At 40.6% G+C, this 25043-nt stretch carries 20 protein-coding genes; 6 read left to right on the plus strand and 14 right to left on the minus strand.

Annotation, left to right across the window (positions count from 1 at the left end; genetic code table 11):
- Positions 1-14: 14 nt before the first annotated feature.
- From mutS to polA, 4 genes are all read right to left on the minus strand, one after another.
- The gene (gene mutS / locus PREBIDRAFT_RS05805; protein ID WP_004336284.1) at positions 15-2684 is read right to left on the minus strand and encodes a DNA mismatch repair protein MutS; all 2670 of its coding nucleotides are present in this window, start codon (positions 2682-2684) and stop codon (positions 15-17) included.
- Positions 2685-2910: 226 nt separating this feature from the next.
- Positions 2911-3753: a prolipoprotein diacylglyceryl transferase gene (gene lgt / locus PREBIDRAFT_RS05810; protein WP_004336286.1), complete on the minus strand. Its 843-nt coding sequence runs from the start codon at positions 3751-3753 to the stop codon at positions 2911-2913.
- 97 nt (positions 3754-3850) lie between these two features.
- Positions 3851-4954 (minus strand): redox-regulated ATPase YchF, encoded by a 1104-nt coding sequence (gene ychF, locus PREBIDRAFT_RS05815; protein ID WP_004336291.1) that lies wholly within the window; start codon positions 4952-4954, stop codon positions 3851-3853.
- A gap of 186 nt (positions 4955-5140) precedes the next feature.
- Positions 5141-7903 (minus strand): DNA polymerase I, encoded by a 2763-nt coding sequence (gene polA, locus PREBIDRAFT_RS05820; protein WP_004336293.1) that lies wholly within the window; start codon positions 7901-7903, stop codon positions 5141-5143.
- Between the two features lie 89 nt (positions 7904-7992).
- Between polA and PREBIDRAFT_RS05825 the strand changes: the two genes are divergently transcribed.
- Positions 7993-8973 (plus strand): polyprenyl synthetase family protein, encoded by a 981-nt coding sequence (locus PREBIDRAFT_RS05825; RefSeq protein WP_004336296.1) that lies wholly within the window; start codon positions 7993-7995, stop codon positions 8971-8973.
- Positions 8974-9491: 518 nt separating this feature from the next.
- Here the strand turns inward: PREBIDRAFT_RS05825 and deoC are convergent.
- The 6 genes from deoC to mnmG form a co-directional block, all read right to left on the minus strand.
- A complete protein-coding gene (gene deoC / locus PREBIDRAFT_RS05830; protein WP_004336302.1) occupies positions 9492-10439 on the minus strand; it encodes a deoxyribose-phosphate aldolase in 948 nt (315 codons plus the stop codon).
- A gap of 228 nt (positions 10440-10667) precedes the next feature.
- Positions 10668-10994 (minus strand): nucleotide pyrophosphohydrolase, encoded by a 327-nt coding sequence (locus tag PREBIDRAFT_RS05835; RefSeq protein WP_004336304.1) that lies wholly within the window; start codon positions 10992-10994, stop codon positions 10668-10670.
- Between the two features lie 170 nt (positions 10995-11164).
- Positions 11165-11617, minus strand: coding sequence for a D-aminoacyl-tRNA deacylase (gene dtd, locus PREBIDRAFT_RS05840; RefSeq protein ID WP_004339466.1), 453 nt, complete (start codon positions 11615-11617; stop codon positions 11165-11167).
- A 24-nt stretch (positions 11618-11641) separates the two neighbouring features.
- Complete coding sequence (uvrC, locus tag PREBIDRAFT_RS05845; RefSeq protein WP_004336307.1) at positions 11642-13483, minus strand: excinuclease ABC subunit UvrC; 1842 nt, start codon at positions 13481-13483, stop codon at positions 11642-11644.
- Positions 13484-13702: 219 nt separating this feature from the next.
- Positions 13703-14233: an adenine phosphoribosyltransferase gene (locus PREBIDRAFT_RS05850; protein WP_004336309.1), complete on the minus strand. Its 531-nt coding sequence runs from the start codon at positions 14231-14233 to the stop codon at positions 13703-13705.
- A gap of 90 nt (positions 14234-14323) precedes the next feature.
- Positions 14324-16219: a tRNA uridine-5-carboxymethylaminomethyl(34) synthesis enzyme MnmG gene (mnmG, locus tag PREBIDRAFT_RS05855; RefSeq protein ID WP_004336310.1), complete on the minus strand. Its 1896-nt coding sequence runs from the start codon at positions 16217-16219 to the stop codon at positions 14324-14326.
- Positions 16220-16490: 271 nt separating this feature from the next.
- Here mnmG and PREBIDRAFT_RS05865 point away from each other — a divergent pair, with 271 nt between their 5' ends.
- From PREBIDRAFT_RS05865 to PREBIDRAFT_RS05885, 5 genes are all read left to right on the plus strand, one after another.
- A complete protein-coding gene (locus tag PREBIDRAFT_RS05865) occupies positions 16491-17165 on the plus strand; it encodes a succinate dehydrogenase/fumarate reductase cytochrome b subunit (protein WP_004339468.1) in 675 nt (224 codons plus the stop codon).
- 65 nt (positions 17166-17230) lie between these two features.
- A complete protein-coding gene (locus PREBIDRAFT_RS05870; RefSeq protein WP_004339470.1) occupies positions 17231-19213 on the plus strand; it encodes a fumarate reductase/succinate dehydrogenase flavoprotein subunit in 1983 nt (660 codons plus the stop codon).
- 2 nt (positions 19214-19215) lie between these two features.
- Entirely contained in the window at positions 19216-19971 is a 756-nt protein-coding gene (locus PREBIDRAFT_RS05875) for a succinate dehydrogenase/fumarate reductase iron-sulfur subunit (protein ID WP_004336313.1), read from the plus strand.
- Positions 19972-20164: 193 nt separating this feature from the next.
- Positions 20165-21373 (plus strand): protein kinase domain-containing protein, encoded by a 1209-nt coding sequence (locus PREBIDRAFT_RS05880; RefSeq protein ID WP_004336314.1) that lies wholly within the window; start codon positions 20165-20167, stop codon positions 21371-21373.
- A 129-nt stretch (positions 21374-21502) separates the two neighbouring features.
- A complete protein-coding gene (locus PREBIDRAFT_RS05885; protein ID WP_004336315.1) occupies positions 21503-22780 on the plus strand; it encodes a THUMP-like domain-containing protein in 1278 nt (425 codons plus the stop codon).
- Positions 22781-23037: 257 nt separating this feature from the next.
- On the opposite strand, the gene PREBIDRAFT_RS05890 is transcribed toward PREBIDRAFT_RS05885, so the two are convergent.
- From PREBIDRAFT_RS05890 to PREBIDRAFT_RS05905, 4 genes are read right to left on the minus strand one after another with little or no spacing between them, the layout of a single operon-like run.
- Positions 23038-23490, minus strand: a complete 453-nt coding sequence (locus tag PREBIDRAFT_RS05890) for a DUF4252 domain-containing protein (RefSeq protein ID WP_004336316.1) — start codon at positions 23488-23490, stop codon at positions 23038-23040.
- A 2-nt stretch (positions 23491-23492) separates the two neighbouring features.
- The gene (locus tag PREBIDRAFT_RS05895) at positions 23493-23999 is read right to left on the minus strand and encodes a hypothetical protein (protein ID WP_004336317.1); all 507 of its coding nucleotides are present in this window, start codon (positions 23997-23999) and stop codon (positions 23493-23495) included.
- A 44-nt stretch (positions 24000-24043) separates the two neighbouring features.
- Positions 24044-24538, minus strand: a complete 495-nt coding sequence (locus PREBIDRAFT_RS05900) for an RNA polymerase sigma factor (protein WP_004336318.1) — start codon at positions 24536-24538, stop codon at positions 24044-24046.
- Positions 24539-24545: 7 nt separating this feature from the next.
- Positions 24546-25043 (minus strand): DUF4252 domain-containing protein, encoded by a 498-nt coding sequence (locus PREBIDRAFT_RS05905; RefSeq protein ID WP_004336319.1) that lies wholly within the window; start codon positions 25041-25043, stop codon positions 24546-24548.

Below are 25043 nucleotides of genomic sequence, written 5' to 3' on the forward strand. Positions count from 1 at the left end.
AGGCTTTTATTATTTTACTTACTCTGCGGATTAACGATTTTCTTAATATCGTTCAGCTTATTTAGTGCTTCTACGGGCGTAAGGTTATTGATATCCAAGCCTAAGATTTCATCGCGGATCTGCTCAAGGACAGGATCATCGAGCTGGAAGAACGAAAGTTGCATACCCTCCCTACTCTGCTCTAGCTTGCCAATAGCTGTTTTTCCCGCACTGCCCACTTGTGCATTGTCGGCTTCAAGTTCGCTTAATATCACGTTAGCACGCTTTACAATACTGCGTGGCATACCTGCTATATCAGCTACATGAATACCAAAAGAGTGCTCACTCCCACCCTTTTCGAGCTTACGCAAGAAGATAATCTTACCGTTAACCTCCTTTACCGACACATTATAGTTTTTGATGCCGTGAAAGTTCTTTTCCATTTCGTTTAGCTCATGATAGTGAGTGGCAAAGAGCGTGCGGGCTTTTGCGCGTGGTTGTTCGTGTAGATATTCCACAATAGCCCATGCTATGCTGATACCATCATAAGTACTTGTGCCACGTCCTAGCTCGTCGAAGAGTACTAGGGAGCGTGGAGTTACGTTGTTAAGGATATTCGATGCCTCAGTCATCTCTACCATAAACGTACTCTCTCCCACCGAAATATTATCGCTAGCCCCTACTCGTGTGAAGATTTTATCTACTAGTCCCACTCTTGCCCGCTCTGCTGGAACGAAGCAACCAATCTGTGCTAGCAATACGATCAAGGCTGTTTGGCGTAACAAAGCCGATTTACCTGCCATGTTAGGACCAGTTATCATCATGATTTGTTGGCGATCATTGTCGAGTAATACATCGTTAGGCACATATTGTTCGCCGAGTGGTAGCTGTGTTTCTATTACTGGATGGCGACCTTGTTTGATGTCTAACACCTCGCTATCGTCCACCACTGGGCGCACATAATGATGCTCTTCGGATGCACGAGTAAAGGATAGTAAGCAGTCGAGATGCGCCACAAGGGTGGCATTGATCTGTATTTGTGGGATAAACTCCTGCATATCGCGGATAAGCTCCATAAAGAGTTTACCTTCAAGGGCTAGTATTCGCTCATCAGCACCAAGGATTTTATCTTCGTATTCTTTTAGTTCTTGTGTGATATAACGTTCTGCTTGCGCTAGTGTTTGCTTACGAACCCACTCTTCTGGTACGTTGTCTTTAAATGTATTGCGCACCTCTAAATAGTAGCCAAACACATTATTGAAGCCCACTTTCAGAGAGTTTATCCCCGTGCGCTCGGCTTCCCGCTCTTGAATTTGGAGCAAATATTCTTTGCCATGATCGCGAATGGTGCGCAGCTCGTCGAGTTCTTGGTTATAACCAAAGGCTATAATATCGCCTTTATTGGCAAGTTGTGGCGGATCGTTTTGTATCTCTTGTTCAATTCTATTTCGCAAACTTTCGCAGAGATTGAGCTGCTCCCCTATCCTATTAAGTACTTTATTTTCAGCATATAAGCAGGAAGTCTTTACAGGTTGGATAGCTTTCAGTGCGTTTTTAAGTTGTACTACCTCTCGTGGTGATACTCTTCCCACAGCTACTTTAGAGATGATACGCTCCAAATCGCCAATGCGATGGAACTGTTCGTTAATGGTATCGCGGAAGTCTTGGTGTTTGAAGAAGTATTCTACTACATCTAATCGCTCCTCAATAGGCTTCACGGTTTTGAGCGGAAACACCATCCATCGGCGCAACATTCTGCCTCCCATAGGAGTGATAGTGTTGTCAATGACATTGAGAAGCGATGTTCCTTCGTCGTTCATTGTTGAGACAAGCTCTAGCGATCGGATTGTGAAGCGATCCATACGCACATACTTCTCTTCTTCAATGCGTGTTAATGCCGTGATGTGTCGTATCTGGGTATGTTGTGTAAGTTCAAGATATTGCATAATAGCACCTGCCGCAATGATGCCATTGTGGAGATGATCGACACCAAAACCCTTTAGGTTTGCAGTGCCAAAGTGCTTCAAAAGTTTCTGATTAGCAGTTTGTTCGGTAAATACCCAATCGTCCATTTCAAAGGTACAGAGCTTTGTTCCGAAATGGGTTTCAAATTCTTTCTTGTAGGCTCTATCGTATAGTATTTCTTTAGGCGAGAAACTTCCAATGAGTTTCTCTACATAGTCGTAAGTGCCTTCACCAGTAAGAAACTCGCCAGTACTGATGTCTAGGAAGCTCACACCACATGCTTGTTTACCAAAATGAACAGCAGCGAGAAAGTTGTTCTCCTTATAGTTCAGCACGTTATCACCCATAGCCACACCGGGAGTAACAAGTTCGGTGATGCCACGCTTCACCATTTTGTCCATTGGTGATAAGCCTTTCTTACCCTTTAGCTCCTCGCGCTTTTTCTTGGGATCTTCTAATTGGTCGCAGATAGCTACTCGCTTGCCTGCACGAATGAGCTTAGGAAGATAGGTATCAAGGGCATGATGGGGGAAACCAGCCATAGCTATTTCGCCCGAATTACCACCATTGTTACGCTTAGTGAGGGTTATTCCGAGGACTTTTGCGGCATCAATAGCATCATCATGATAAGTCTCATAGAAGTCGCCACAGCGGAAAAGTAGGAGAGCATCAGGATGTTTAGCCTTCATGGAGAAGAATTGTTTCATCATGGGCGTCATGCCTTTTTCGTCTTTTGCCATTAATATTTGTCCTTTCTTATCGGTTAAGAATTATAAAATGTAAGATACAAAAATACAAAAATAGGGGAGAAAGAGCAAGTTTTTGGTTATTTTTGGTTAGCTGTTTGGTCTAAAATATAAGCATAATGTAAAACGATGCTCGCATCATTTCATACCGAAGATCGCATTTTTAGCGGTCTATTCCGAATGAAATGATGCGAGCATCGTGTTAATATTATAAGGGTATTTATGCCCCAATCTCTACTTCTTTTCCTTTTGATCGCCAAATAGCCCATGCGCCAAGTATGATCAGAGGGATGCTAAGTATTTGTCCCATGTCAATAGGTAAACCTGATTCGAATGCTACTTGTATCTCTTTGGTATATTCAATGGCAAAGCGGAACACAAAGATAAGGAAGATACACAAGCCGAAAAACAAGCCTGTTCCCACCTTCTTAGGGTTGCGTTTGTAGATAAAGAATATCAAACCAAAAAGCAATAGGTAAGCAAGGGCTTCGTAAAGTTGTCCTGGATGACGTGGGGAGCTATCTACTTTGTAGAAGATAAATGCCCAAGGCACATCGGTTATCTTACCGATAATCTCTGAATTCATAAGATTTCCTATGCGAATAAAACAGGCGGTAATGCCAGAACAAATGCCAAAGAAGTCGAGAACTACCCATGGCTTCATCTTATATCGTTTAATATAGAGGTATAATCCGAGTAATAGTCCTACTACACCTCCATGCGATGCAAGTCCTTGATACCCCACAAACTTCCATCCTCCATGCTCTAAAAAGCGGATAGGAACAATCATTTCAACAATATTTTTTGCTGAAGTAAGGAAATATTCAGGCTCATAAAAGAGACAATGTCCTAGACGTGCACCAAGCAAAATGCTGATAAAGACATAAAGGAAAAGTGGTTCGAACTTTTCTTGGCTGTACTTATGCTGCTTGTAAAGCCACTTCATCATGAAGTAACCCAATGCAAGTCCGATGAGCCAGCACATTCCATACCAGCGAATACCAAACCCTCCAAAGTTGAAGAGGTATTCACTAGGATTCCATGTGATGTATAATGGTAACATAGCTATTGCTTTTTTGTTGTTAAATACTTGGGAAAGAGTGGGGTAGAGGGTTACCTTCCTCACAGTAATTGTTTGCTAAGAGCAGGTTATTCTGTGCTTAAACGTTAAAGCGGAAGTGCATAATGTCTCCGTCTTGCACCTCATATTCCTTGCCTTCAATGCTTAGTTTTCCAGCTTCGCGAATCTTTGCTTCAGAGCCATAGGTGATATAATCGTCGTATTTTATTACCTCGGCACGAATGAAACCTTTCTCAAAGTCGGTGTGGATAACGCCTGCACACTGTGGAGCTTTCCAACCTTTGTGGTAGGTCCAAGCCTTTACTTCCATCTCACCAGCGGTAATGAAGGTCTGAAGATTGAGCAGATGGTATGCTTTATTGATAAGTCTGTTCACACCACTTTCAGTTAATCCAAGCTCATCAAGAAACATTTTCTTATCCTCATAGCTCTCCAATGAGGCAATATCTTCCTCTGTTTTAGCTGCAATAATCATGGCTTCAGCACCTTCTTCGGCAGCAATAGCTTCTACTTTCTTACTATATTCGTTGCCCTCTTTTGCACTATTTTCATCTACATTACAAACGTAAAGTACTGGTTTGGTGGTCAATAGGAAGAGGTTATGTGCTGCATCTTGCTCTTCTTTACTATCGAAAGATACGCTACGAGCGTTCTTTCCTTGTTCTAATACTTCTTTATAAGCAGTAAGAACATTCATCAAAACCTTTGCGTCCTTATTTCCTGCTGCTGCCATTTTAGTAGTTTTAGCTAGCTGTCCCTCTACGGTTTCGAGGTCTTTGAGCTGCAACTCTGTGTCGATAATTTCTTTATCTTCTATCGGATTGACAGACATACCGCCTTCACGTACCACGTTATCATCGTCGAAACAGCGGATAACGTGAATGATAGCATCACATTCGCGGATGTTGCCGAGGAACTTATTGCCCAAGCCTTCACCTTTTGAAGCACCTTTTACAAGACCTGCGATGTCTACAATCTCACAAGTTGCTGGTACTATACGTCCTGGATGAATGATCTCTGCAAGCTTGTTGAGACGCTCATCAGGTACTGTTATCACACCTAAGTTTGGCTCTATTGTACAGAAAGGGAAATTAGCAGCCTGCGCTTTAGCACTGCTAAGACAGTTGAAAAGAGTAGATTTGCCCACGTTTGGCAAACCTACAATACCACATTTTAATGCCATATATCGTTTAAACGTTTATTTCTTTTGGTGCAAAAGTACATAAATATAATGAGAATAGGGTGGAGTTAAGAGGTGAATTGAGAAGCTAAACGTAAAAAACTCTAAGTAAATAGCAATTATTTTACTTAGAATTTTTCAGTATTTATGTGCCATCCTTAAGCACAATTGAGTTTTCTTCAGATAGTCTTAATGCGCTTCTAACCAGTTGTTTCCCCATCCAGCATCGGCAACGAGAGGAACGTTGAGAGGGTAGGCGGCTTGCATTTCTTCGATAACGATGCGTTCCACTTTCTCTTTTTCTTCAGGGAATACAGAGAAGTTGAGTTCGTCGTGCACTTGAAGGATCATCTTAGAGCGAATATTTTCACGGCGGAAACGCTCCCAAATGCGTATCATTGCCACCTTTATAATGTCAGCTTCTGTACCTTGAATAGGGGCGTTAATGGCATTGCGTTCGGCAAATCCGCGCACTGTTCCATTCTTACTATTGATGTCGGAAAGGTAACGGCGGCGATTGAAGAGTGTCTCGGCATAACCCTTTTCACGTGCTGTTTGCTTGGCTTTTTCCATAAAGGCTTTCACGCTAGGGAAGGTTTTGAAGTAGCCTTCAATCAACTCTTTTGCCTCTCCATTAGGTATTCCCATGCGCTGTGCCAAGCCATAAGTGGTGATGCCATAGATGATACCGAAGTTAGCTTGCTTTGCTTTCTTGCGCTGTGCATCGCTAACTTCTTCCATTGGAACATGCCATATCTTTGCAGCTGTTGCTCGATGAATATCGTGCCCACTACGAAATGCCTCCATCATGTTTTCATCTTGACTTAGATGTGCCATAATACGAAGTTCTATCTGGCTATAATCGGCTGAAAAAAACAAACACTTTGGTTCTGGAATAAAGCATTTTCTGATCTCCTTTCCATCGTCTGTTCGTACAGGAATATTTTGCAAATTGGGGTCGCTCGAAGATAAGCGTCCTGTAGCAGTAAGTGCTTGATTGAAGGAGGTATGGATATGACCTGTACGCTTATTGATAAGCTTTGGAAGCGCATCAATATAGGTGCTTAATAGCTTTTTAATACCTCTGTATTTTAAAATGTTACCTACGATAGGAGCAGAAGCTTCTAAACTCTGTAGTACTTCTTCGGAAGTAACATATTGTCCAGTCTTTGTTTTCTTCGGTTTCTCCATGATTTGCATCTTCCCGAAGAGAATATCGCCTACCTGTTTAGGGCTTGATATATTAAATTTCTCACTTGCTTGCTCATAGATAAGTGCTTCGTATTCATTCATACGATCGGTGAAAATTTTTGAAGTTTCGGCTAATGCATCGGTGTCTAAGCAAACTCCGTTCATCTCCATATCAGCTAATACCCTAACAAGTGGCATCTCAATTTTCCAGAATAAATCTTCAGCATTTACCTCCTTGAGTTTTGGTTCAAGCACTTTATATAGCTGAAGCGTAATGTCAGCATCTTCTGAAGCATACTCATAGATGTCGGTAGGCGAGAGGTCGCGCATGTTTTTCTGGTGCTTTCCTTTTGCTCCGATGAGTTCATCAATATGCACCGTTTTATAACCCAACAATGTTTCAGCCATATAGTCCATATTATGATGCAACTCAGGTTGGATAAGATAATGCGCAATCATTGTGTCGAACATCTTGCCTTTGATGTCAATGCCATATTGAGCAAGTACTTCATAATCGTATTTTATGTTCTGACCCACCTTTAAAATATTTTCGTTTTCATACAATGGTCTGAAAATATTTACGAATTTTTCTGCTTCCCTGCGATCGGATGGGATAGCAACATAAAACGCTTTCTTTTCCTCTATGGCAAAGCTTAGTCCCACTAATTCTGCCTGCATTGTATCGGTAGAAGTAGTTTCTGTGTCTAAACTTAAAACTTTAGATGTCAATAAAAAATCACAAAGTTTGCTAGCTTCTTCCTCATTATCAATGAGTTTATATTCGTGTTCTACTGTTTTAATGCTCTCAAAATTTGAAAATTTAGGAACATCTGGAGTGTCGGGCGTATTTTCGGCAAATAAATCGAGCTGATTATTCTTACTTTTAGACTTTTCTTTACCCTTCTTAACAAACTTATTCAGTAAGGTACGAAATTCTAGTTCGGTGAAGATCTCGCGCAGCTTCTCCTCATTTGGTTCTTCCAATTTTAATTCATCAAGTGAAACCTCAATAGGAACATCACGACGAATGGTTGCTAAGAACTTCGACATCTTAATATCGTGTATATGACTTTCCACCTTTTCGCGCAATTTTCCTTTGATCTCCCCAGTGCGTGCTAGCATTTCATCAATAGAGCCAAACTCATTGATTAGTTTAGCAGCAGTTTTCTCGCCCACGCCAGGACAGCCCGGAAAGTTGTCGGCAGAGTCGCCCATTAAGGCAAGGAGATCGACTACCTGTGCCGCACTTGGTATGCCATACTTCTCTTGTATCTGTGGTTCGCCCACTACTTCATAACCACCACCGTGCTGAGGACGATACATATAGATGTGATCACCAATGAGCTGACCGTAGTCTTTGTCAGGTGTGAGCATAAAAGTATCGATTCCATCGGCCCCAAAGCGAGTTGCAAGTGTTCCAATTACATCGTCAGCCTCGAAGCCTTCAGCCTGTAATGTAGGAATGTGCATAGCTTCAAGGATCTCGCGAATGTAGGGAACAGCAGCCTTAATATCCTCTGGCGTGGCATCTCTTTGTGCTTTATACTCTGGAAAAGCCTCGTTGCGAAAGGTTTCACCAATATCGAATGCTACACCAATATGGGTGGGATTTTCCTTTGTAATTACCTCGTTGAGCGTATTGAAAAAGCCCATTATAGCCGATGTGTTTAGCCCTTTTGAATTTATACGTGGATTTTTGATAAAGGCATAGTATGACCGAAATATTAAAGCGTATGCGTCTATCAAGAAAAGTTTAGCCATAATTAAATGTATTTTAGGTGTAAAATTACTAATATCTTTCCATAATCTCCGATAAAATAACTAATTTTGTACATTATAATAATGTAAGAATGGATACGCTATCACTTATAAAACAACCCATAGAATCGGAATTAAGCGATTTTATCGAGCTTTTTAATTCATCGTTACACCATGACGATGGTCTTCTTTCACAGGTCTTACATCATATCAAGCAGCGTGGTGGTAAGCGTATGCGCCCTATTCTTATTTTGTTGATAGCTAAAAATTTTGGTCAAATTTCATCAGTTACTCAGCATGCAGCAGTGGGTTTAGAGTTGCTCCACACAGCCTCGTTGATACATGACGATGTAGTGGATGAGAGCAGCCAGCGGCGCGGTCAGGCTAGTGTAAACGCTTCATATAATAACAAAGTGGCTGTTTTAGTAGGCGATTATGTGCTCTCAACAGCCTTGTTACAAGTGAGTTACACTAATGCTAATCTTATAGTGAGATACCTTGCAGAGCTTGGTCAGACACTTAGTGATGGAGAAATACTACAACTTTCAAATATACAACGTGAGCAAATAACGGAAGAGGCTTATCTTCAAATTATAGCCCGTAAGACTGCTATTTTGTTTGAGATATGTGCAGCTATCGGTGCTGAGAGTGCTGGTGCATCTAAAGACGATGTAGCCTTGGCACGTGCTTTTGGTAAAGATTTGGGTATGATCTTCCAAATTCGCGATGATATTTTCGATTATTTCGACTCTGAGAAGGAAATAGGCAAGCCCACAGGCAATGATCTTACCGAGGGAAAGATAACGCTTCCTTTAATATATGCCCTTAATACTACTAAAAATGAGCAAATGATGGCGTTGGCACGTAAAGCAAAGGCTCTTACTATTACTGCTGATGAGATAACCGAACTGGTAGCTTTTACAAAGGAAAATGGTGGAGTGGAGTATGCAGAAAAGTGTATGAACGATTATCATGCAAAAGCAATGAGTTTTATAAATAATAAGGTTAGTGATCCTATTATTAAGCAGTCGCTCACAGCTTATCTCGATTATGTTATACAGAGAAATAAGTAGTTTTTGCTTTTTGTAAAAGCAAAATTGGCAAAACAGTATTAGGACGGTGTAGTATTGCATCGTCTTTTTTAGTGTATATACCTCGCATTATATACCCTTTAATAGGTGAAAGGTACGCTTTAAAGTAGAGAGATGTTATGTATTGATTATCAATAGGTTATATTTTGTATTGAAAAATAAATTATTTTTATATCAAAAATAATTTATTTATATATTAAAAATAAATTAAAAATCAAATCAAAACATAATCATTTAATGGATGAAAGGTTATATATTGCTCGATAGAAGGTAATGTTTTGCCTATTATTAGCTTATTTTTTCTAGTGTTTGGTAGGGATATTGCTTTTATTATTGGTTAGGGGTAGTGGTATGGTTCTTTTTATTTTATCTTTTTATGCTATAAAAAGTAAAAGCTACTTAGCAGGTAATCCCATTGATTATGAGGATGTTGCTAAGTAGCTTAAAGTGTCCTTTTAGTCTAACTGCGACAAAAAAAGGAAATGTTTTATGTCTTTATTTTAGAAGTATTTTATCTCACTTCCAAGGATCTCGCTTAGCAATAAGTTGGTTAAGCGGCTTGTTCCAAGGCGGAAGTAGTAATTGGTAGCCCACTTTTCGCCTAACACCTCTTTAAGGATGGTGTAGTAGATGATAGCGTCCATAGCACTATTGATGCCGCCAGAAGGCTTCAAACCTACCATAATACCTGTTTTATCGTAGTATTCCTTGATAGCCTGGCACATTACATAAACTGCTTCTGCGCTAGCACCGCCACCTTCTTTGCCCGTGCTAGTTTTGATAAAGTCGGCACCAGAGTACATAGCTAGGAGAGAAGCAATCTTAATATCCTTTGCATTTCGTAGTACACCAGTTTCAAGGATCACCTTCATATCAGCATCGCCACATACTTCTTTTAGTTCGGAAATAGTATCGCAAACGGTCTCGTAGTCGCCTGAGAAGAAGCTGCCAACAGGTAGAACGATGTCGATATTGGTAGCACCATCCTTTATAGCAAGCGAAGTTTCGATGGTTTTTACTTCTAGGAATGTTTGTGAAGAAGGGAAAGCACCACTTACATTAGCTACTTCTACGCCCTCTACTTCCAAGCTATCAGCTATTAGCTTAGTGAAGTTAGGGTAGGTACAGATAGCTGCAACGTGAGGAAGCTCTGGATAATCTTCGTTGAATTTATTGATTTTTTCTACCATTCCGAGTACTTTTTCCTCTGTATCAGTAACGCTTAGCGTGGTGTATTCGATACTGCCGAATAGGAATTTCTTAACCTCTAAGTTGTTGTTTTCTGGTACTTTCTCTTCAATAATTTTCTTAACAGCCGCCTTTACTTCATCATCTGAGATTTCAAGGTTATACTGTGCGAGTGCTTGCTCGTACTTACTGCTATCTATTCTGCCAGCAGCTTTCTGCTTACGAATGTCTTTTGAGAATTCTTCTTTAATTGTTCCCATATTATTTTAGTTATGTTTATAAAGTTATTGTTTTATAAGTTGCTGTCTGAAAGACAGATTTTTTGTTTGTTTTTTACCGTTTCTAGGCTTGTATTCTTGCTTATCCATGGCTATAGAAATAAAGTTTTTCAGGCTTTTATATCTCTTTTTCTGCCTTTTTAAAGGATTGCTTGTACTTGGCAGCTAGCTTTTATATGAGTGAGCAGCGGATTGCTTTAATGCCTTTGCTTAGGTCTGGAGTTTTGGATTATTGCGGTGTCTGTCCTTATCGCGTGCTGTTTTCTTGTCAAAACTTTTCTGGAGCTCGGTAGTAAGATCTACTCCTGTTTGGTTGGCAAGACATATCAAAACCCACAGAATATCAGCCATTTCCTCGCCTATATTAGGCTTTTCGCCTGGTTTAAAACTTTGATCGCCATAGGTTCGAGCCATTGCACGTGCTAGCTCGCCTACCTCTTCGGTGAGGCAAGCCATATTGGTGAGTTCGCTAAAGTAGCGCACTCCATAGGTTTTTATCCACTGATCGACTGCTTTTTGAGCTTCTTCTATCGTCATAATTCTATTATGTAAATCCTTTTATTCCGCCATTACATACTATTAGTGCTAACAGAATAAAAAAAATAATAGTAATAATAGCCATATAGGTGATGAGTACTTTTATGGCTCGATTTCTTCTTTCTTTTACCATTTCTTTTTTCGTTAGAGTGGCGTTAGCACTCTTCGTATTATTCTTTGTTATGCGTATCCATGCAAATAGTAGCAGGACCGTCATTGAGTAGTTCTACCTTCATATCGGCACCAAACTCGCCTCTGCCTACAGGAGATCCTAATAGGGTAGACAAGGTGTTGCAGAAATGCTCATAGAGCGGGATAGAAAGCTCGTGCTTGGCTGCATGAAGCCAGCTAGGGCGATTGCCCTTCTTGTAGCTTGCAAGTAGCGTAAACTGCGAAACAACGAGGATTTCGCCTCCTGCTTCGAGGATGCTTTTGTTCATAACACCAGCCTCGTCGTCGAAAATGCGTAAGCTAATAACTTTCTTTGCCAGCCAGTTGGCATCTTCTTGGGTGTCGTTATCTGCCACTCCTAATAGGATAAGGTAGCCTTTACCGATAGCCGATTTTAAATTGCCATTAATGGTTACAGAGGCTTTTGTTACACGTTGGATTACTATTCTCATGTTACAAATATACAAAATATTCTGTTATTCAGCCGTTAATGGATGAAAATAATTGAATATAAGTGTGGCCTTTGATTTGCCTATTATGTTTGTAAGTTCTTGAATATCAGTTGTTTTTATCTTCTGAACGGTCTTAAACTCCTTCAAAAGTGTTTCTTTTGTCTTTGTTCCTATGCCTTGAATATCGTCTAACTCGCTATGTAGCTGGTGTTTAGATCGTTTGTTGCGATGGAACGAAATGGCATAGCGGTGGACTTCATCTTGTATCTGTGTAAGTGCTTTAAATAGTTCTGAGTCGGTTTTTAAGCCAATGGTTTGTGGCGGAAAGCCATAAAGTAGTTCGTTAGTGCGGTGTTTATTGTTCTTTGCGAGACCTGCAATAGGAATCTGAAGGTGGAGCTCGTCTTCAATAACAGCACGTACTACTTCCATTTGACCTTTACCACCATCGGTAATGATGAGGTCGGGTAGGGGCGTACCCTCTTCTTGCATACGGCTGTAACGGCGGCGTACCACCTCCTGCATAGAGGCGTAATCGTCGGGACCTTCTACGGTTTTGATATTATATTTGCGATAATCTTTTTTTGAGGGTTTCATCTTTTTATATACAATGCAGCCCGCAACGGCATCAGTACCCGATATGTTTGAATTATCGAAGCACTCAATGGTATAAGGAAGTTTAGGTAGTTTTAGTTTGTCGCGAAGCTCGGTCATTAGGCGAGTTTGTTTCTGTTCTGGGTTGAGTTTCTCAGTCTGTTTTAGCCGATCAAACTTATATTGTTTAGCATTCATCTGCGATAGTTCTAGCAAATGGCGTTTATCACCCCGTTGAGGAATGAAGAAGTCGGCACCTTTTATCTTGAAATCAAGCTCAAAAGGCACAATAATTTCCTTAGCCTTACTCTTAAATCGCTCGCGTATTTCAGGAATGGCCTCGTTTAGTAGTTCTGCATCGCTTTCATCAAGCTTACGTTTATATTCATACGTAAAGCTTTGGTTTATGGCACCATTTGTAACGTGAATATAGTTGATAAAAGCATTTTTGTTTGTTTCGTCGTTATCAATTGAAAATACATCTACATCAGTAATGGTGTAAGATACTATCTCGCTCTTAGCTGCAAAGTTCTCAAGTGCAATAAACTTTTGCTTACATATTTCGGCTTCCTCAAACCGAAGCTCTTCGGCATATTGCTCCATTTGTTGGCGAAGTATGCGCTGTACATCACGTGTATTGCCTTTTAGTATCTCTTTTGCTTGTCGAATGTTTTCTTGATAGTCCTCGTAGGTTTGCTTATTAATGCAAGGTGCTCCACAGTTTCCGATATGATATTCCAAGCATGGTTTATATTTTCCTTTTAGAATGCCCTCTTTTGTTATAGGGAAACGGCAGGTGCGAGGCTTATAGGTTTTCTTGATAATAGCCAATATTGCGTACATAGAACTAATATGTGAGTAAGGACCAAAGAAGGTGCCGTACTTCTTGTTAATGGTACGCGTATTAAATATGCGCGGAAAATATTCATTGGTTACACAAATGCTAGGGTATGTTTTGCCGTCTTTTAGCAATACATTGTAACGAGGTTGGTACTGCTTGATGAGTTGATTCTCTATCAATAGCGCATCTTCCTCTGTATTAACTACTGAATATGAAATATCGAAAATCTTAGAAACAAGTATCTTTGTCTTGAAGCGGTCTACCTCTTTGTGGAAATAAGAAGCTACTCTTCGCTTAAGGTTTTTAGCTTTCCCTATATAGATAATAGTGTGGCTCTCGTCATAGTATTGGTAGGTGCCGGGCTTCTCGGGCATACTTGCTACGATTGTCTTTAGATGCTCTAGGCGCTTCAAGTTTTCTTCTTTATTCATTTTGTGTAACTGCTTTGTTTATAACGGTTTTGGATCACTTTGTTTCACGTGGAACATTAACAGGAATAGTGTTACACGGTGGTGTGCTGGGGGGACTTTGTGGCTGTATGGTTATCGCTAGTTGATTACTAAAGAAAAAAGGAACAACCTTTGAAAGTTGCTCCTTTTCGTTTTCTTTTTTTCTTAGCACGGTTTGAAGTGCTATTTCTCTTAAATTAGTTAGAATTGGAGCAGTGATGAAATTTCTACATCCGCATCAAACTGTGATCTGCATTCAGGAAACTCTTTTGCTAATTCTATGATGAAGTTGCAATAGACTTTCTTCGGGTTGAACTTCTTGACTAGCTTGCAAGCAGCCTTCATAGTGCCACCAGTAGCAAGAAGATCATCGTGAAGAAGAATGATGTCATCTTCGCTAATGGCATCCTTATGGATCTCAATAGTATCGGTGCCATATTCTTTTGCATAAGTTTCTTGCACGGTTTCGCAAGGCAATTTACCTGGTTTACGGCATAGGATGACACCAGCCCCAAGACGCTCGGCGAGGGCAGAAGACATAACAAAGCCACGACTTTCGATACCTACGATCTTGGTAATGCCTTTGTCTTTGTAGAGTTCATACATCTCATCGGTGATTTCTCTCAATGCCTCAGGCGATTTGAAAAGCGTTGTTACATCGCGGAAGTTGACTCCCTTGATAGGCCAATCTGGGATGCATCTCAGGTTGTCGAGTAATAGTTGTTTGTTCATTACTATATCTTAAAATTTTATCTTATTTACTTTTTTATTATATATAAACTATCGAGGTGTTGTGATTTTATGTATTGGTAGCTTGTTTTTTTATCGTCCCATCAGTACTAGTAATACATTAATATCATTAGGACTAACACCTGGTATACGACTTGCTTGTGCCAATGTCTCGGGCTGAATGCGTTCTAGTTTTTGTCTACACTCGGTGGAAAGATCGTGAATTTCGCTGTAATTGAAATGTCCTTTGATCTTCATATTTTCTAAACGGTGCATTTTTTCGGCAAAAATACGTTCACGCTCGATGTAGCCTTTATATTTCATTTTGATCTCGGTGGCTTCGGCTATTTCCTCTTTTCGATTAGGACTTGCCTCGATAGTTTCTTTAAGCTGAGGAAGAACTTCACTTAAATTGTTGATAGAAACATTTGGACGACCGATTAAATCGATAAGTTTTGTGGTTCCTTTAATAGTGGATGAACCTATTTTTTCTAGTAATCCGTTCACCTGTTCGGGTTTTACCGATGTGTTATTAAAGAAAGTTTCTATGCGATTAATATTTTCTTTTTTCTGTAACCACCAGTCGTAGCGATCGCGTTTTGCCACACCTAAGGCGTATGCTTTTTCTGTTAATCGTGCGTCTGCATCGTCTTGACGAAGAAGAATGCGATATTCTGCACGAGAAGTAAACATGCGATAAGGCTCATCAACCCCCTTTGTGGTGAGATCGTCAATGAGAACTCCGATGTAACTTTCGTCTCTATTCATTATAAATGGTTGATTATCAGTGCATAAGCGTGCAGCATTGATACCTGCAACCATACCTTGACCACCTGCTTCTTCGTAACCAGTCGTACCATTAACTTGTCCCGCAAAGAACAGACCTTCAACGATTTTCGACTCCAGAGAAGGTTTTAATTGGGTAGGATCGAAGTAATCATACTCTATTGCATATCCTGGTCGGTAAATCTTTGCATCACGTAGGGCAGGGATCTTATGGATAGCTTCTAGCTGAACATCCCATGGCATACTAGAAGAAAAGCCATTAAGATACATTTCGTTCGTATTAACTCCCTCTGGTTCAAGGAATAAAGGGTGAGATTGTTTGTCAGGGAAAGTAACAAGTTTGGTTTCTATAGAAGGGCAATAGCGTGGGCCTGTGCTTTGGATTTGACCATTGAACAGGGGCGATTCTGATAAACTATTGCGTAGCGTTTCATGAACTTCCTCGTTGGTGTTGAATGTCCAGCAGGGTAGTTGGGGTAGGGAACGCTGTGCTCCGAAGAATGAAAATTGATGGTAATCGCACTCTCCCGGCTGTTCTTCTGTATCCTCAAAATGTACCGAACGTTTGTCTATACGCACAGGAGTGCCTGTTTTCATACGCGCAACGGTGATGCCTAAGCGAGTGATACTTTCTGAAAAATTGTGTACGGCAGGCTCGGATATGCGACCACCTGCTACTTGTTTCTTGCCAATATGCATCAATCCATTGAGGAAAGTACCTGCAGTGATGATGACAGTACGTGCATACACATCAATGCCCCATATCGTTCTTACACCAATAACACGTTGTTCGGTTTCGGCAGAAGCATCGTTTTTCTCTACAAGAAGTTCTTCGGCTTGATCTTGAAATATATCAAGATGATCGGTTTTATCGAGCGTTTCTCTCCAAAAATTGATAAATAGCTGGCGATCACACTGTGCTCTCGGACTCCAAACGGCTGGTCCTTTCGAGCGGTTTAGCATGCGAAATTGAATAGCAGAGGCATCTGTAACGAGTCCCATGTGTCCTCCTAGCGCATCAATCTCTCGTACTATCTGCCCTTTTGCAATACCACCTACAGCAGGATTGCAGCTCATTTGGGCTATTTTATTCATGTCCATTGTTAGCAAACAGGTCTTTGCACCTATGTTTGCAGCAGCAGTTGCAGCCTCACAGCCAGCATGTCCGCCACCTATTACAAGAACATCATACTTGAATACCATTGTTTATACTTTTTCTAATTCTCTGCAAAAGTAGGAAATTTAATCTGATTTCTTTTGTTTTCGCTTGGGTTAATCACTAAAATATAGTACTTTTGTGCAGGTTTTTGCACATGAATATACCGAAATGTTGGTATGGCTATAGCTGTTTCGGCATTCCATTCTTGTGTATATATATGAACGATCGCATTTAATGCGTTCTGCAATGTAGGTTTCCACTGTGAAGGATGAAGAAAATTCTAATAAATTAAATAAAATCAAAATCAATTCATTTATGTGGTTAATTAATTCACCAATTGGAAGAAAAGTGATGATGGCTGTAACAGGTTTCGCACTTATTCTATTCTTAACATTCCACCTTTGTATGAATGTTGTTGCTTTCTTCTCAGGCGAAGGCTATAACATGGTGTGTGAATTTTTAGGTTCTAACTGGTACGCAGTTGCAGGAACAGCGGGTCTTGGAGCTTTGGCTGTTGCGCATATCGTGTATGCTTTTATCTTAACAGCACAGAATAGACGTGCTCGTGGTAATGAGCGTTATGCTGTAACAAGCCGTCGTCCTGAAGTTAGTTGGGCTAGTCAGAACATGTTAGTATTAGGTTTGATCGTCTTTATCGGTCTTGCTTTGCACCTTTACAATTTCTGGGCACACATGATGTTTGCAGAGTTGGCTCATATAGAGGTTGCTTATAGCCCTGCTGATGGCTTTGCATGGATCAAGGATACCTTTTCTAACCCAGTGTTCTCTATCCTTTACCTCATTTGGATGGTTGCAATTTGGTTTCACCTTTCTCATGGCTTTTGGTCATCAATGCAGACCTTTGGCTGGAGTGGTAAAGTTTGGTTGAAGCGTTGGCAGTGTATCGGTTTGGTTTATGTAACCATAATGATGGCTATCTTTGTTTTCTTAGTACTTGCTTTTTGGTTAGGTTTTGCTCCTAGCTTGTAATTTAATATGGTACTAAATTATACCTAAGATCAATATAAAAGAAAATTAAAACTTGAAATAAGATTATGACTAATCAAATAAATTCAAGGATTCCTGAGGGCCCAGTGGCCGAAAAATGGACCAATTATAAGGCTCACCAGCGCTTGGTGAACCCAAAAAACAAATTAAAGCTAGATGTTATTGTAGTAGGTACTGGTCTTGCTGGTGCTTCAGCTGCAGCATCTCTTGGTGAGATGGGCTTTAATGTTTATAACTTCTGTATTCAAGATTCACCCCGTCGTGCACACTCTATTGCTGCACAAGGTGGTATCAATGCAGCTAAGAATTACCAGAACGACGGCGACTCTATCTACCGTTTGTTCTACGATACTGTAAAGGGTGGCGACTATCGTGCTCGTGAGGCTAACGTGTATCGTTTAGCTGAAGTATCAAATGATATTATCGATCAGTGTGTAGCACAGGGAGTTCCTTTTGCTCGTGAATACGGTGGTATGTTGGCAAACCGTTCTTTTGGTGGTGCACAGGTTAGCCGTACTTTCTATGCTAAGGGTCAAACAGGTCAGCAGTTATTGCTTGGTGCTTACTCTTCTTTGAGTGCTCAAGTACAAACTGGTAAGGTTAAGCTATATACTCGTTATGAGATGGAAGATGTAGTCATCGTTAATGGTGCTGCACGTGGTATCATTGCTAAGAATCTTATAACAGGTAAATTGGAGCGTTTCTCAGCAAATGCTGTTGTTATTGCTACTGGTGGTTATGGCAATGCATACTTCCTTTCTACAAATGCTATGGGCTGTAACTGTACAGCTGCTATTCAATGTTTCCGTAAGGGAGCTTGGATGGCTAACCCATCATACGTTCAGATCCACCCAACTTGTATCCCTGTTCATGGTGATAAGCAAAGTAAGTTGACCCTTATGTCAGAGTCTTTGCGTAACGATGGTCGTATTTGGGTGCCTAAGAAGCTAGAAGATGCTAAGGCTATCCAAGCTGGTACAAAGCAAGGAAGTGATATTCCTGAAGAGGATCGTGATTATTACTTGGAGCGTCGTTATCCTGCTTTCGGTAACTTAGTGCCTCGTGATGTTGCTTCACGTGCTGCTAAGGAGCGTTGCGATAAGGGATTTGGTGTTAATAACACTGGTTTGGCTGTATTCTTGGACTTCTCTGAGTCTATTGAGCGTCTTGGTCTTGATGTTGTTTTACAGCGTTATGGCAACTTGTTCGATATGTATGAGGAGATTACTGATGTTAATCCAGGTGAAGTAGCTAACGAAATCAATGGTGTTAAGTACTACAACCCAATGATGATCTATCCTGCTATCCACTATACTATGGGTGGTATTTGGGTTGATTATGAATTGATGACTTCTATAAAGGGCTTGTTTGCTATCGGTGAATGTAACTTCTCTGACCACGGAGCTAACCGTTTGGGAGCTTCAGCGTTGATGCAAGGTCTTGCTGATGGTTATTTCGTTCTACCTTATACTATTCAAAACTACTTGGCTGATCAGGCTCTTTGGGGACATCTTTCTACCGATCTTCCTGAATTTGAAGAGGCAGAAAAGAAGGTTGCAGCAGAGATGGATCGCTTATTGAATATCAAGGGTAAGCGTTCTGTCGACTCTATTCACAAGGAACTAGGTCATATTATGTGGGAACACGTTGGTATGGGGCGTACAGCCGAGGGCTTGCGCGAAGGTCTTGAGAAGATGAAAGCTTTGCGCAAGGAGTTCGATACAAACCTATTCGTTCCTGGAACAGCAGAAGGTTTGAATGTAGAGCTTGATAAAGCTATCCACCTTCGCGACTTTATCCTTATGGGTGAGTTAGTTGCCAACGATGCTCTTTCACGTAATGAAAGCTGCGGTGGACACTTCCGCGAGGAGTATCAGACCGAAGAAGGTGAAGCTAAGCGCGACGATGAGCACTTCTTCTATGTAGGTTGTTGGGAATATCAGGGTAATGACGACACAGCTCCTGTACTCCTAAAGGAGAACCTAGAGTATGAAGCAATTAAGGTACAAACACGTAATTACAAGAACTAATCATGGCTAAGACAGTATCATTCACATTGAAATATTGGCGTCAGAATGGTCCACAAGCAAAGGGACACTTTGATACCCGTGAGATGAAGAACATTCCTGACGATACTTCGTTCCTCGAAATGCTCGATATTCTTAACGAAGAACTTATCAACGAGGGTCAAGAACCTTTCGTATTCGATCACGACTGCCGCGAAGGTATCTGCGGTATGTGCTCGCTTTACATCAATGGTCATCCTCATGGCCCTGCTACAGGTGCAACAACTTGTCAGCTATACATGCGCCGTTTCAACGATGGCGATGTTATTACCGTTGAGCCTTGGCGTTCAGCAGCCTTCCCAGTAATCAAGGACTGTATGGTAGATCGTACTGCTTTCGACTCTATTATGCAAGCAGGCGGTTACACTACAGTACGCACAGGTCAGGCACAAGATGCTAATGCTATCTTGATTCCTAAGCAAGATGCTGATGAAGCTATGGATTGCGCTTCATGTATCGGTTGTGGTGCGTGTGTTGCTGCTTGTAAGAACGGTTCAGCTATGCTCTTCGTTTCATCTAAGGTAAGCCAACTTGCACTTCTTCCTCAGGGCAAACCAGAGGCTGCTAAGCGTGCTAAGGCTATGATTGCAAAGATGGAAGAAGTAGGTTTTGGTAACTGTACTAATACTCGTGCTTGTGAGGCAGAGTGTCCAAAGAACGAGTCTATCGCTAATATCGCTCGTCTAAACCGCGAGTTTATCAAAGCTAAGTTAGCTGATTAATTCTCTAGTCTTGCATTAAAAGAGAAGCTTTAAGCCTCTTTTAACAATAAGATTTATCCCACAGTTTGTATCAAGCTGTGGGATATTTTTATATATATTACTATATTTTTTCAATCTATTCAGCCACTATTGTGTGTTTTTTTACTACTTTTGTACGGTTACAAGAAGAATAAATAAATAAACACATAGTGCAATGGCCGACAATAAACTTTCAGAGAATAACATATCAACACAGGTAGAAACCATTGAAAAGGTTGCTTATTCTTCCTATCATAATTTTCCTTCTAAAGGTATTTTTCTTTTTATAAAGGCAGTTAAGGACGATAAAACCGTTGTTTTAAAAACCTTAAAAGCAGAGTACCGCGATCGTATTGCATTGCGTAATGCTTTAAAAAAGGAGTTTAAAACTTGTATGAACCTTAGCCATCCCAACGTTGTTCGATACAATCGGCTTGTAGAAACCGATGAATATGGTATTTGCATTGAACTAGAATATGTTGAGGGAATGACCCTAAAGTCGTACTTATTGGAAGGACATATTGACGATGATAAGATAGCGCTTGTTAACCAAATAGCCTCTGCTTTGCAGTATGTGCATAGCCAAGGCGTTATCCATCGTAACCTTAACACATCGAACATCATCATTGCTACACAGGGAAATATAGCCAAAATCACCGATTTTGGTGTCCTAACAGTTGAAGAACTCAAGCCTAGTTCTGATGCTATGCGCTTTATCGCTCCTGAACTAAAGGATGAGACGATGTCTGCCGATGCTTCTGCCGATATTTATTCTCTAGGAACAATTATGAAGTCAATGGGCTTAACACTTGCATATAGCGAGCATATTAAGCGTTGTTGTGCCTTTAAGCGTAGCGAGCGTTACACGGATATAGATGAATTTCTTGCCGATTTCAACAATGAAAAATCATCTATTTCTATGCCTAAGATTAGCGTAGGGATAATAAAAATTCTTGGAATAGCTATCGTCTTTGTTGGAATTATTGCGGCTATCTTCCTTTTTAAGGACACCATTGCCAACCAGTTTGGTAAGCTAAATCCTTCCGCACTCTTTACGAGCGATGAAGGGCAAGCTACAGCCGACACAGCTAAAGTTGAGGAAATAGCCAAAGACTCTGTTGCGGTAGACGCTGCACCAGCTGTTGGAAAATTGGCTTTTTTAAATACTATGAAGCCTGCCTTATACAAGGACTTAGACGGTATTTTCGCTAAATTCGAAGGAAAAGCTATGGATATTACTACTAAAACCAAGCTCAACGCACGCATCAAAGCCTATTATAAGGGACTGATTGCTGCCAACGATACGCTTAATAATGAGCAACGTTTAGCGCTTGACAATGTTTTTGGCGAATATGTGAAAGCTAAGAAAGCTGCACTGAAATAATGCTAAATACCCCATAATACACATTTAGTGCCTTACCTATATCCCTATTTTGGGGAATAGTTAAGGCACAAATTGTTTCTAAACAGTCCTTCTTTATCACTTGTTTTCTATATTTATAACATCTTAATAATGAGCATTATACACCCTAACTGCGACAAAACAAGGAAATTTATTACAGCACATCTCACCGATGATATTCGCACACTTGCCCTCAAGGCTAGCAGCAACAAAGATATTGATCTTCCCTTTGCGCTCAACCAAATTTCTGGGTGGCAAAAGGCACGTACCAAACTCCCTTCATGGGCAGCTACTGAAGGGCTTATTTATCCTCCACATCTTTCTATGGAACAATGCTCTAGTGAGTCTACAGCCCTCTATAAAGCTCGCCTTGCCCAGCGACTTATGAGCAGTTTCTCTAACTCCTTACCTCCACAAGCCACCTCTCTCATTGATCTAACAGGTGGTTTCGGTGTCGATTTTTCCTTTATGGCACGTGCTTTTGATAAGGCAGTATATGTTGAACAGCAAGAAAAACTATGCCTCGTTGCCCAAAATAACTTCCCTTTGTTCGGTTACGAGCATACCGATATTCAAATCGTGAATGGCGACGGCATTAGTTATCTTCATCAAACTGAAGCTGCCACTATTATCTTTCTTGATCCTGCTCGCCGTGATGATTGTGGTGGTAAAACTGTTTTTATCGCTGATTGCACCCCTGATGTGCTTTCTGTTGAGGCTGAATTGCTCTCAAAATCACAATACCTTGTCCTTAAACTTTCGCCTATGCTCGACTGGCATAAAGCGGTGGACGATCTCAACCAGCTAGGCAATGTGGTGCGCGAGGTGCATATCCTTTCTGTAAAAAACGAGTGTAAAGAACTCCTCCTTGTGCTACAAGCCGAAGAAAAAGCTAATTTCTCAAACACAGAAAACTCTCCTCTAAGGCTCTTTTGTGTGAATGATGACCAATTAGTTAGTTTTCCTTTCCGTGCGTCTCAAACGGCAAATATACGCGTTTTCATCGATGATTTAGCCCCCGATATGTATCTTTACGAGCCTAATGCCTCTTTGATGAAAGCAGGATGTTTCGGTGTTATTACGCAGCAATACCCCGTTTCTGCCCTTGCTCCAAACTCCCATCTCTTTATTTCCACCAAGGAAATTGCTGATTTCCCTGGACGTTCGTTCCAAATTTCTGCCATTTCATCGATGAATAAAAAGGAATTGAAGCGCATTTTAGCTGATATTACTCAGGCAAACATTGCCGTTCGTAACTTCCCTCTCTCTGTTGCCAATCTTCGTAAACGCTTAAAGCTACGTGACGGTGGTACCTGTTATCTCTTTGCTACTACCTTGCAGAATGGCGAACATACCTTATTGCGATGTGTAAAAATAGGCAATAAATAGCAATAGCTTACCTTTAAGAAGGTAAAATATTACCGTTTATACATTAAAAGATAACCTATTGTATATCAATATGTTATCTTTTGAATTGAAAAATAATTTATTTTTAATCTGTTTTTAATTTAATTTTGTATCAAAAATAATTTATTTTTTAACACAAAAGATCATCAATAGCATAAAGAAAGGTACTCTTTCATCAAAGTGAAGAGCACCTTTTGCTATTTTATAGCTTATTTTTGGTTTACTTACTACAGCTAAAGTTAGTGGTGAGCAAGGCTTTGAATATCGCGTAAGGTAACATTTCCCATGAGGTTAATGATAGCAACTTCACCTTTCTCTATGCTTAGCAGCGAGTATTCGTGTTTGCCATTGCCGTATTTTTTCTCATAAATAGTAACCTGTTCCCCATTATCTTTTACCTTCATAGCTACATTATACTTTTGGGTTTTATAGATCGTTTGAGCTGTTCGGATAATACTTGGAATGAGAGAAGAGCGTTCACACGACAAGATACGTAAGTAGTCGAGGCGTGAAGCTATCTTGCTAATATCCTTATCGCCCACTTTTACATCACCCATTAGCTGCATCATAGAGCGTGAGATATAAACGGTGGTAACTTTATCAGCATCATCATACCGATCGAATAGGGCTTTTTGCCCATACGATAACGCACTTATGAGGGTAAATAGTAGTAATAATATCGTTTTTTTCATTGCTATTCGGTTTTATTTTCGTTGTTTAATTGTGTTGCTTCTAGTCCCTTGTTAATGCTTTGGGCAAACTTCTTGAGTGCCCACCGAGTCTTTGCATACGCATCTTTAGGGTGTCGATAAGTGTCTTGAGGATTGTTGATCACTTCGCCATATTGCAGTTCTTCTTTTTGCTGTTGTTGCTGATAAATGCCTATTCCTATTACAAAGAGCAAGGTCATAGATGCTGCTACCCCCACTATCCACCGTAGGTTTACCAGCTTCTGACTCCGTTTTGTAGATAGTTCTAGTCGGTTCCATTGGTTTATTTGTTGTTCCAAACGGTGTTCTAAGTCGTTCGGAGTCGTTGTTTTTGACCTGACAAGACCCTCAAACATTACCCGCTCGAATGCTAATTCGGGTGCAATGTCCTTGCTGCTGAAGTAGTCCTTCAGCACGCGCTCTTCTGCTTCTGTAGTTTTACCCTCGTAGAAGCGATCGAGTAGTAGTCTTATTTCGTCTGTTGTTTTCATTTTAATTCTCAATTTTTCAATCCGCTATTCTCAATTTTCAATTTTCAATTCTCAATTAAAAGTTGTCTCACTCGCTTTCTAGCCCTACTCAGAATAGAGCGAATATTTACTTCAGAAAGTTCCATTTCATCGCTTATTTCAGCGTAAGAACGATCTTCTATATCCCTCATTATCATTACTTTGCCTTGCGGATCAGGCAGATTTGAGATGAGTTGCAGTAGGCGTTTGTATTGATCGGAGGCATCTATCGTGCGTGGTAAGTCGGTTTCTGTGGATAAAGGATAGTCTTCCACAGGTTTTTGGCTCATTGCCTTTTTGTTAGACCGCAGTTGATCCATAAAAATATGGCGTAAAACTCCCACGCTATACGTTAGTACATACTCCACCTTATCTAGGCTATTGCGCTTTGTCCATAGCCTTAGATAGGTTTCTTGCACTAAGTCTTCTGCTCGTTGTACATCGTGTGTTAAGCGAAAAGCAATGTTGTACAACTGGTTAGAGCAGGGCAAGAAGAGCTGTTTAAACTGCGTTACGTCCATCCTATTTCTACTTTTTCGGCTTTGTGTTGATATTGCCTTTGCCAGCAATGTCTACTAGTTTGTTTACCATCTCAGGGGTTATGTTACACTTGATGATTACCATGCTACATTCTTTTGGTTCTGCATCGAGTACTACAACTTCCTTTACGCGGTCGTCTTTCATTTTTAGCATAATGAGCGTGCGTTCGCGTTCGCCACGTGCGCTTATGAGTTCGTGGTAACCTGTGGAGTTCAGCGTTTCGGCTTTCTTTAAGAAGTTTTTTCGTACATCATCGTTACACTCTTCTAAGTTCATTATTCTGATAGAGTGAATATGATTGAGTATCATACGTGTCTCGGTATCCATATCCCCGATAAGCCTTGTTCCTGCAACCACTAATCGTGGTATAAAGACATTTTCTACACCTTTAATATTCTTAAAAGCACGGTAAAGGCTGTGTGCCGATTGCGCCCAACTTGCTTGACAAGCGAGCGCAATAAGTATAGATAAGATAGCTTTCTTCAT

The sequence above is a fragment of the Prevotella bivia DSM 20514 genome (assembly GCF_000262545.1).
GTDB classification, from domain to species: domain Bacteria; phylum Bacteroidota; class Bacteroidia; order Bacteroidales; family Bacteroidaceae; genus Prevotella; species Prevotella bivia.

Excerpts from the sequence above, each read along its gene's own strand:
- mutS (WP_004336284.1), bottom strand. The coding sequence starts at position 2,684 with ATGGCAAAAGACGAAAAAGGCATGACGCCCATGATGAAACAATTCTTC.
- lgt (WP_004336286.1), bottom strand. The coding sequence starts at position 3,753 with ATGTTACCATTATACATCACATGGAATCCTAGTGAATACCTCTTCAAC.
- ychF (WP_004336291.1), bottom strand. The coding sequence starts at position 4,954 with ATGGCATTAAAATGTGGTATTGTAGGTTTGCCAAACGTGGGCAAATCT.
- polA (WP_004336293.1), bottom strand. The coding sequence starts at position 7,903 with ATGGCTAAACTTTTCTTGATAGACGCATACGCTTTAATATTTCGGTCA.
- PREBIDRAFT_RS05825 (WP_004336296.1), top strand. The coding sequence starts at position 7,993 with ATGGATACGCTATCACTTATAAAACAACCCATAGAATCGGAATTAAGC.
- deoC (WP_004336302.1), bottom strand. The coding sequence starts at position 10,439 with ATGGGAACAATTAAAGAAGAATTCTCAAAAGACATTCGTAAGCAGAAA.
- PREBIDRAFT_RS05835 (WP_004336304.1), bottom strand. The coding sequence starts at position 10,994 with ATGACGATAGAAGAAGCTCAAAAAGCAGTCGATCAGTGGATAAAAACC.
- dtd (WP_004339466.1), bottom strand. The coding sequence starts at position 11,617 with ATGAGAATAGTAATCCAACGTGTAACAAAAGCCTCTGTAACCATTAAT.
- uvrC (WP_004336307.1), bottom strand. The coding sequence starts at position 13,483 with ATGAATAAAGAAGAAAACTTGAAGCGCCTAGAGCATCTAAAGACAATC.
- PREBIDRAFT_RS05850 (WP_004336309.1), bottom strand. The coding sequence starts at position 14,233 with ATGAACAAACAACTATTACTCGACAACCTGAGATGCATCCCAGATTGG.
- mnmG (WP_004336310.1), bottom strand. The coding sequence starts at position 16,219 with ATGGTATTCAAGTATGATGTTCTTGTAATAGGTGGCGGACATGCTGGC.
- PREBIDRAFT_RS05865 (WP_004339468.1), top strand. The coding sequence starts at position 16,491 with ATGTGGTTAATTAATTCACCAATTGGAAGAAAAGTGATGATGGCTGTA.
- PREBIDRAFT_RS05870 (WP_004339470.1), top strand. The coding sequence starts at position 17,231 with ATGACTAATCAAATAAATTCAAGGATTCCTGAGGGCCCAGTGGCCGAA.
- PREBIDRAFT_RS05875 (WP_004336313.1), top strand. The coding sequence starts at position 19,216 with ATGGCTAAGACAGTATCATTCACATTGAAATATTGGCGTCAGAATGGT.
- PREBIDRAFT_RS05880 (WP_004336314.1), top strand. The coding sequence starts at position 20,165 with ATGGCCGACAATAAACTTTCAGAGAATAACATATCAACACAGGTAGAA.
- PREBIDRAFT_RS05885 (WP_004336315.1), top strand. The coding sequence starts at position 21,503 with ATGAGCATTATACACCCTAACTGCGACAAAACAAGGAAATTTATTACA.
- PREBIDRAFT_RS05890 (WP_004336316.1), bottom strand. The coding sequence starts at position 23,490 with ATGAAAAAAACGATATTATTACTACTATTTACCCTCATAAGTGCGTTA.
- PREBIDRAFT_RS05895 (WP_004336317.1), bottom strand. The coding sequence starts at position 23,999 with ATGAAAACAACAGACGAAATAAGACTACTACTCGATCGCTTCTACGAG.
- PREBIDRAFT_RS05900 (WP_004336318.1), bottom strand. The coding sequence starts at position 24,538 with ATGGACGTAACGCAGTTTAAACAGCTCTTCTTGCCCTGCTCTAACCAG.
- PREBIDRAFT_RS05905 (WP_004336319.1), bottom strand. The coding sequence starts at position 25,043 with ATGAAGAAAGCTATCTTATCTATACTTATTGCGCTCGCTTGTCAAGCA.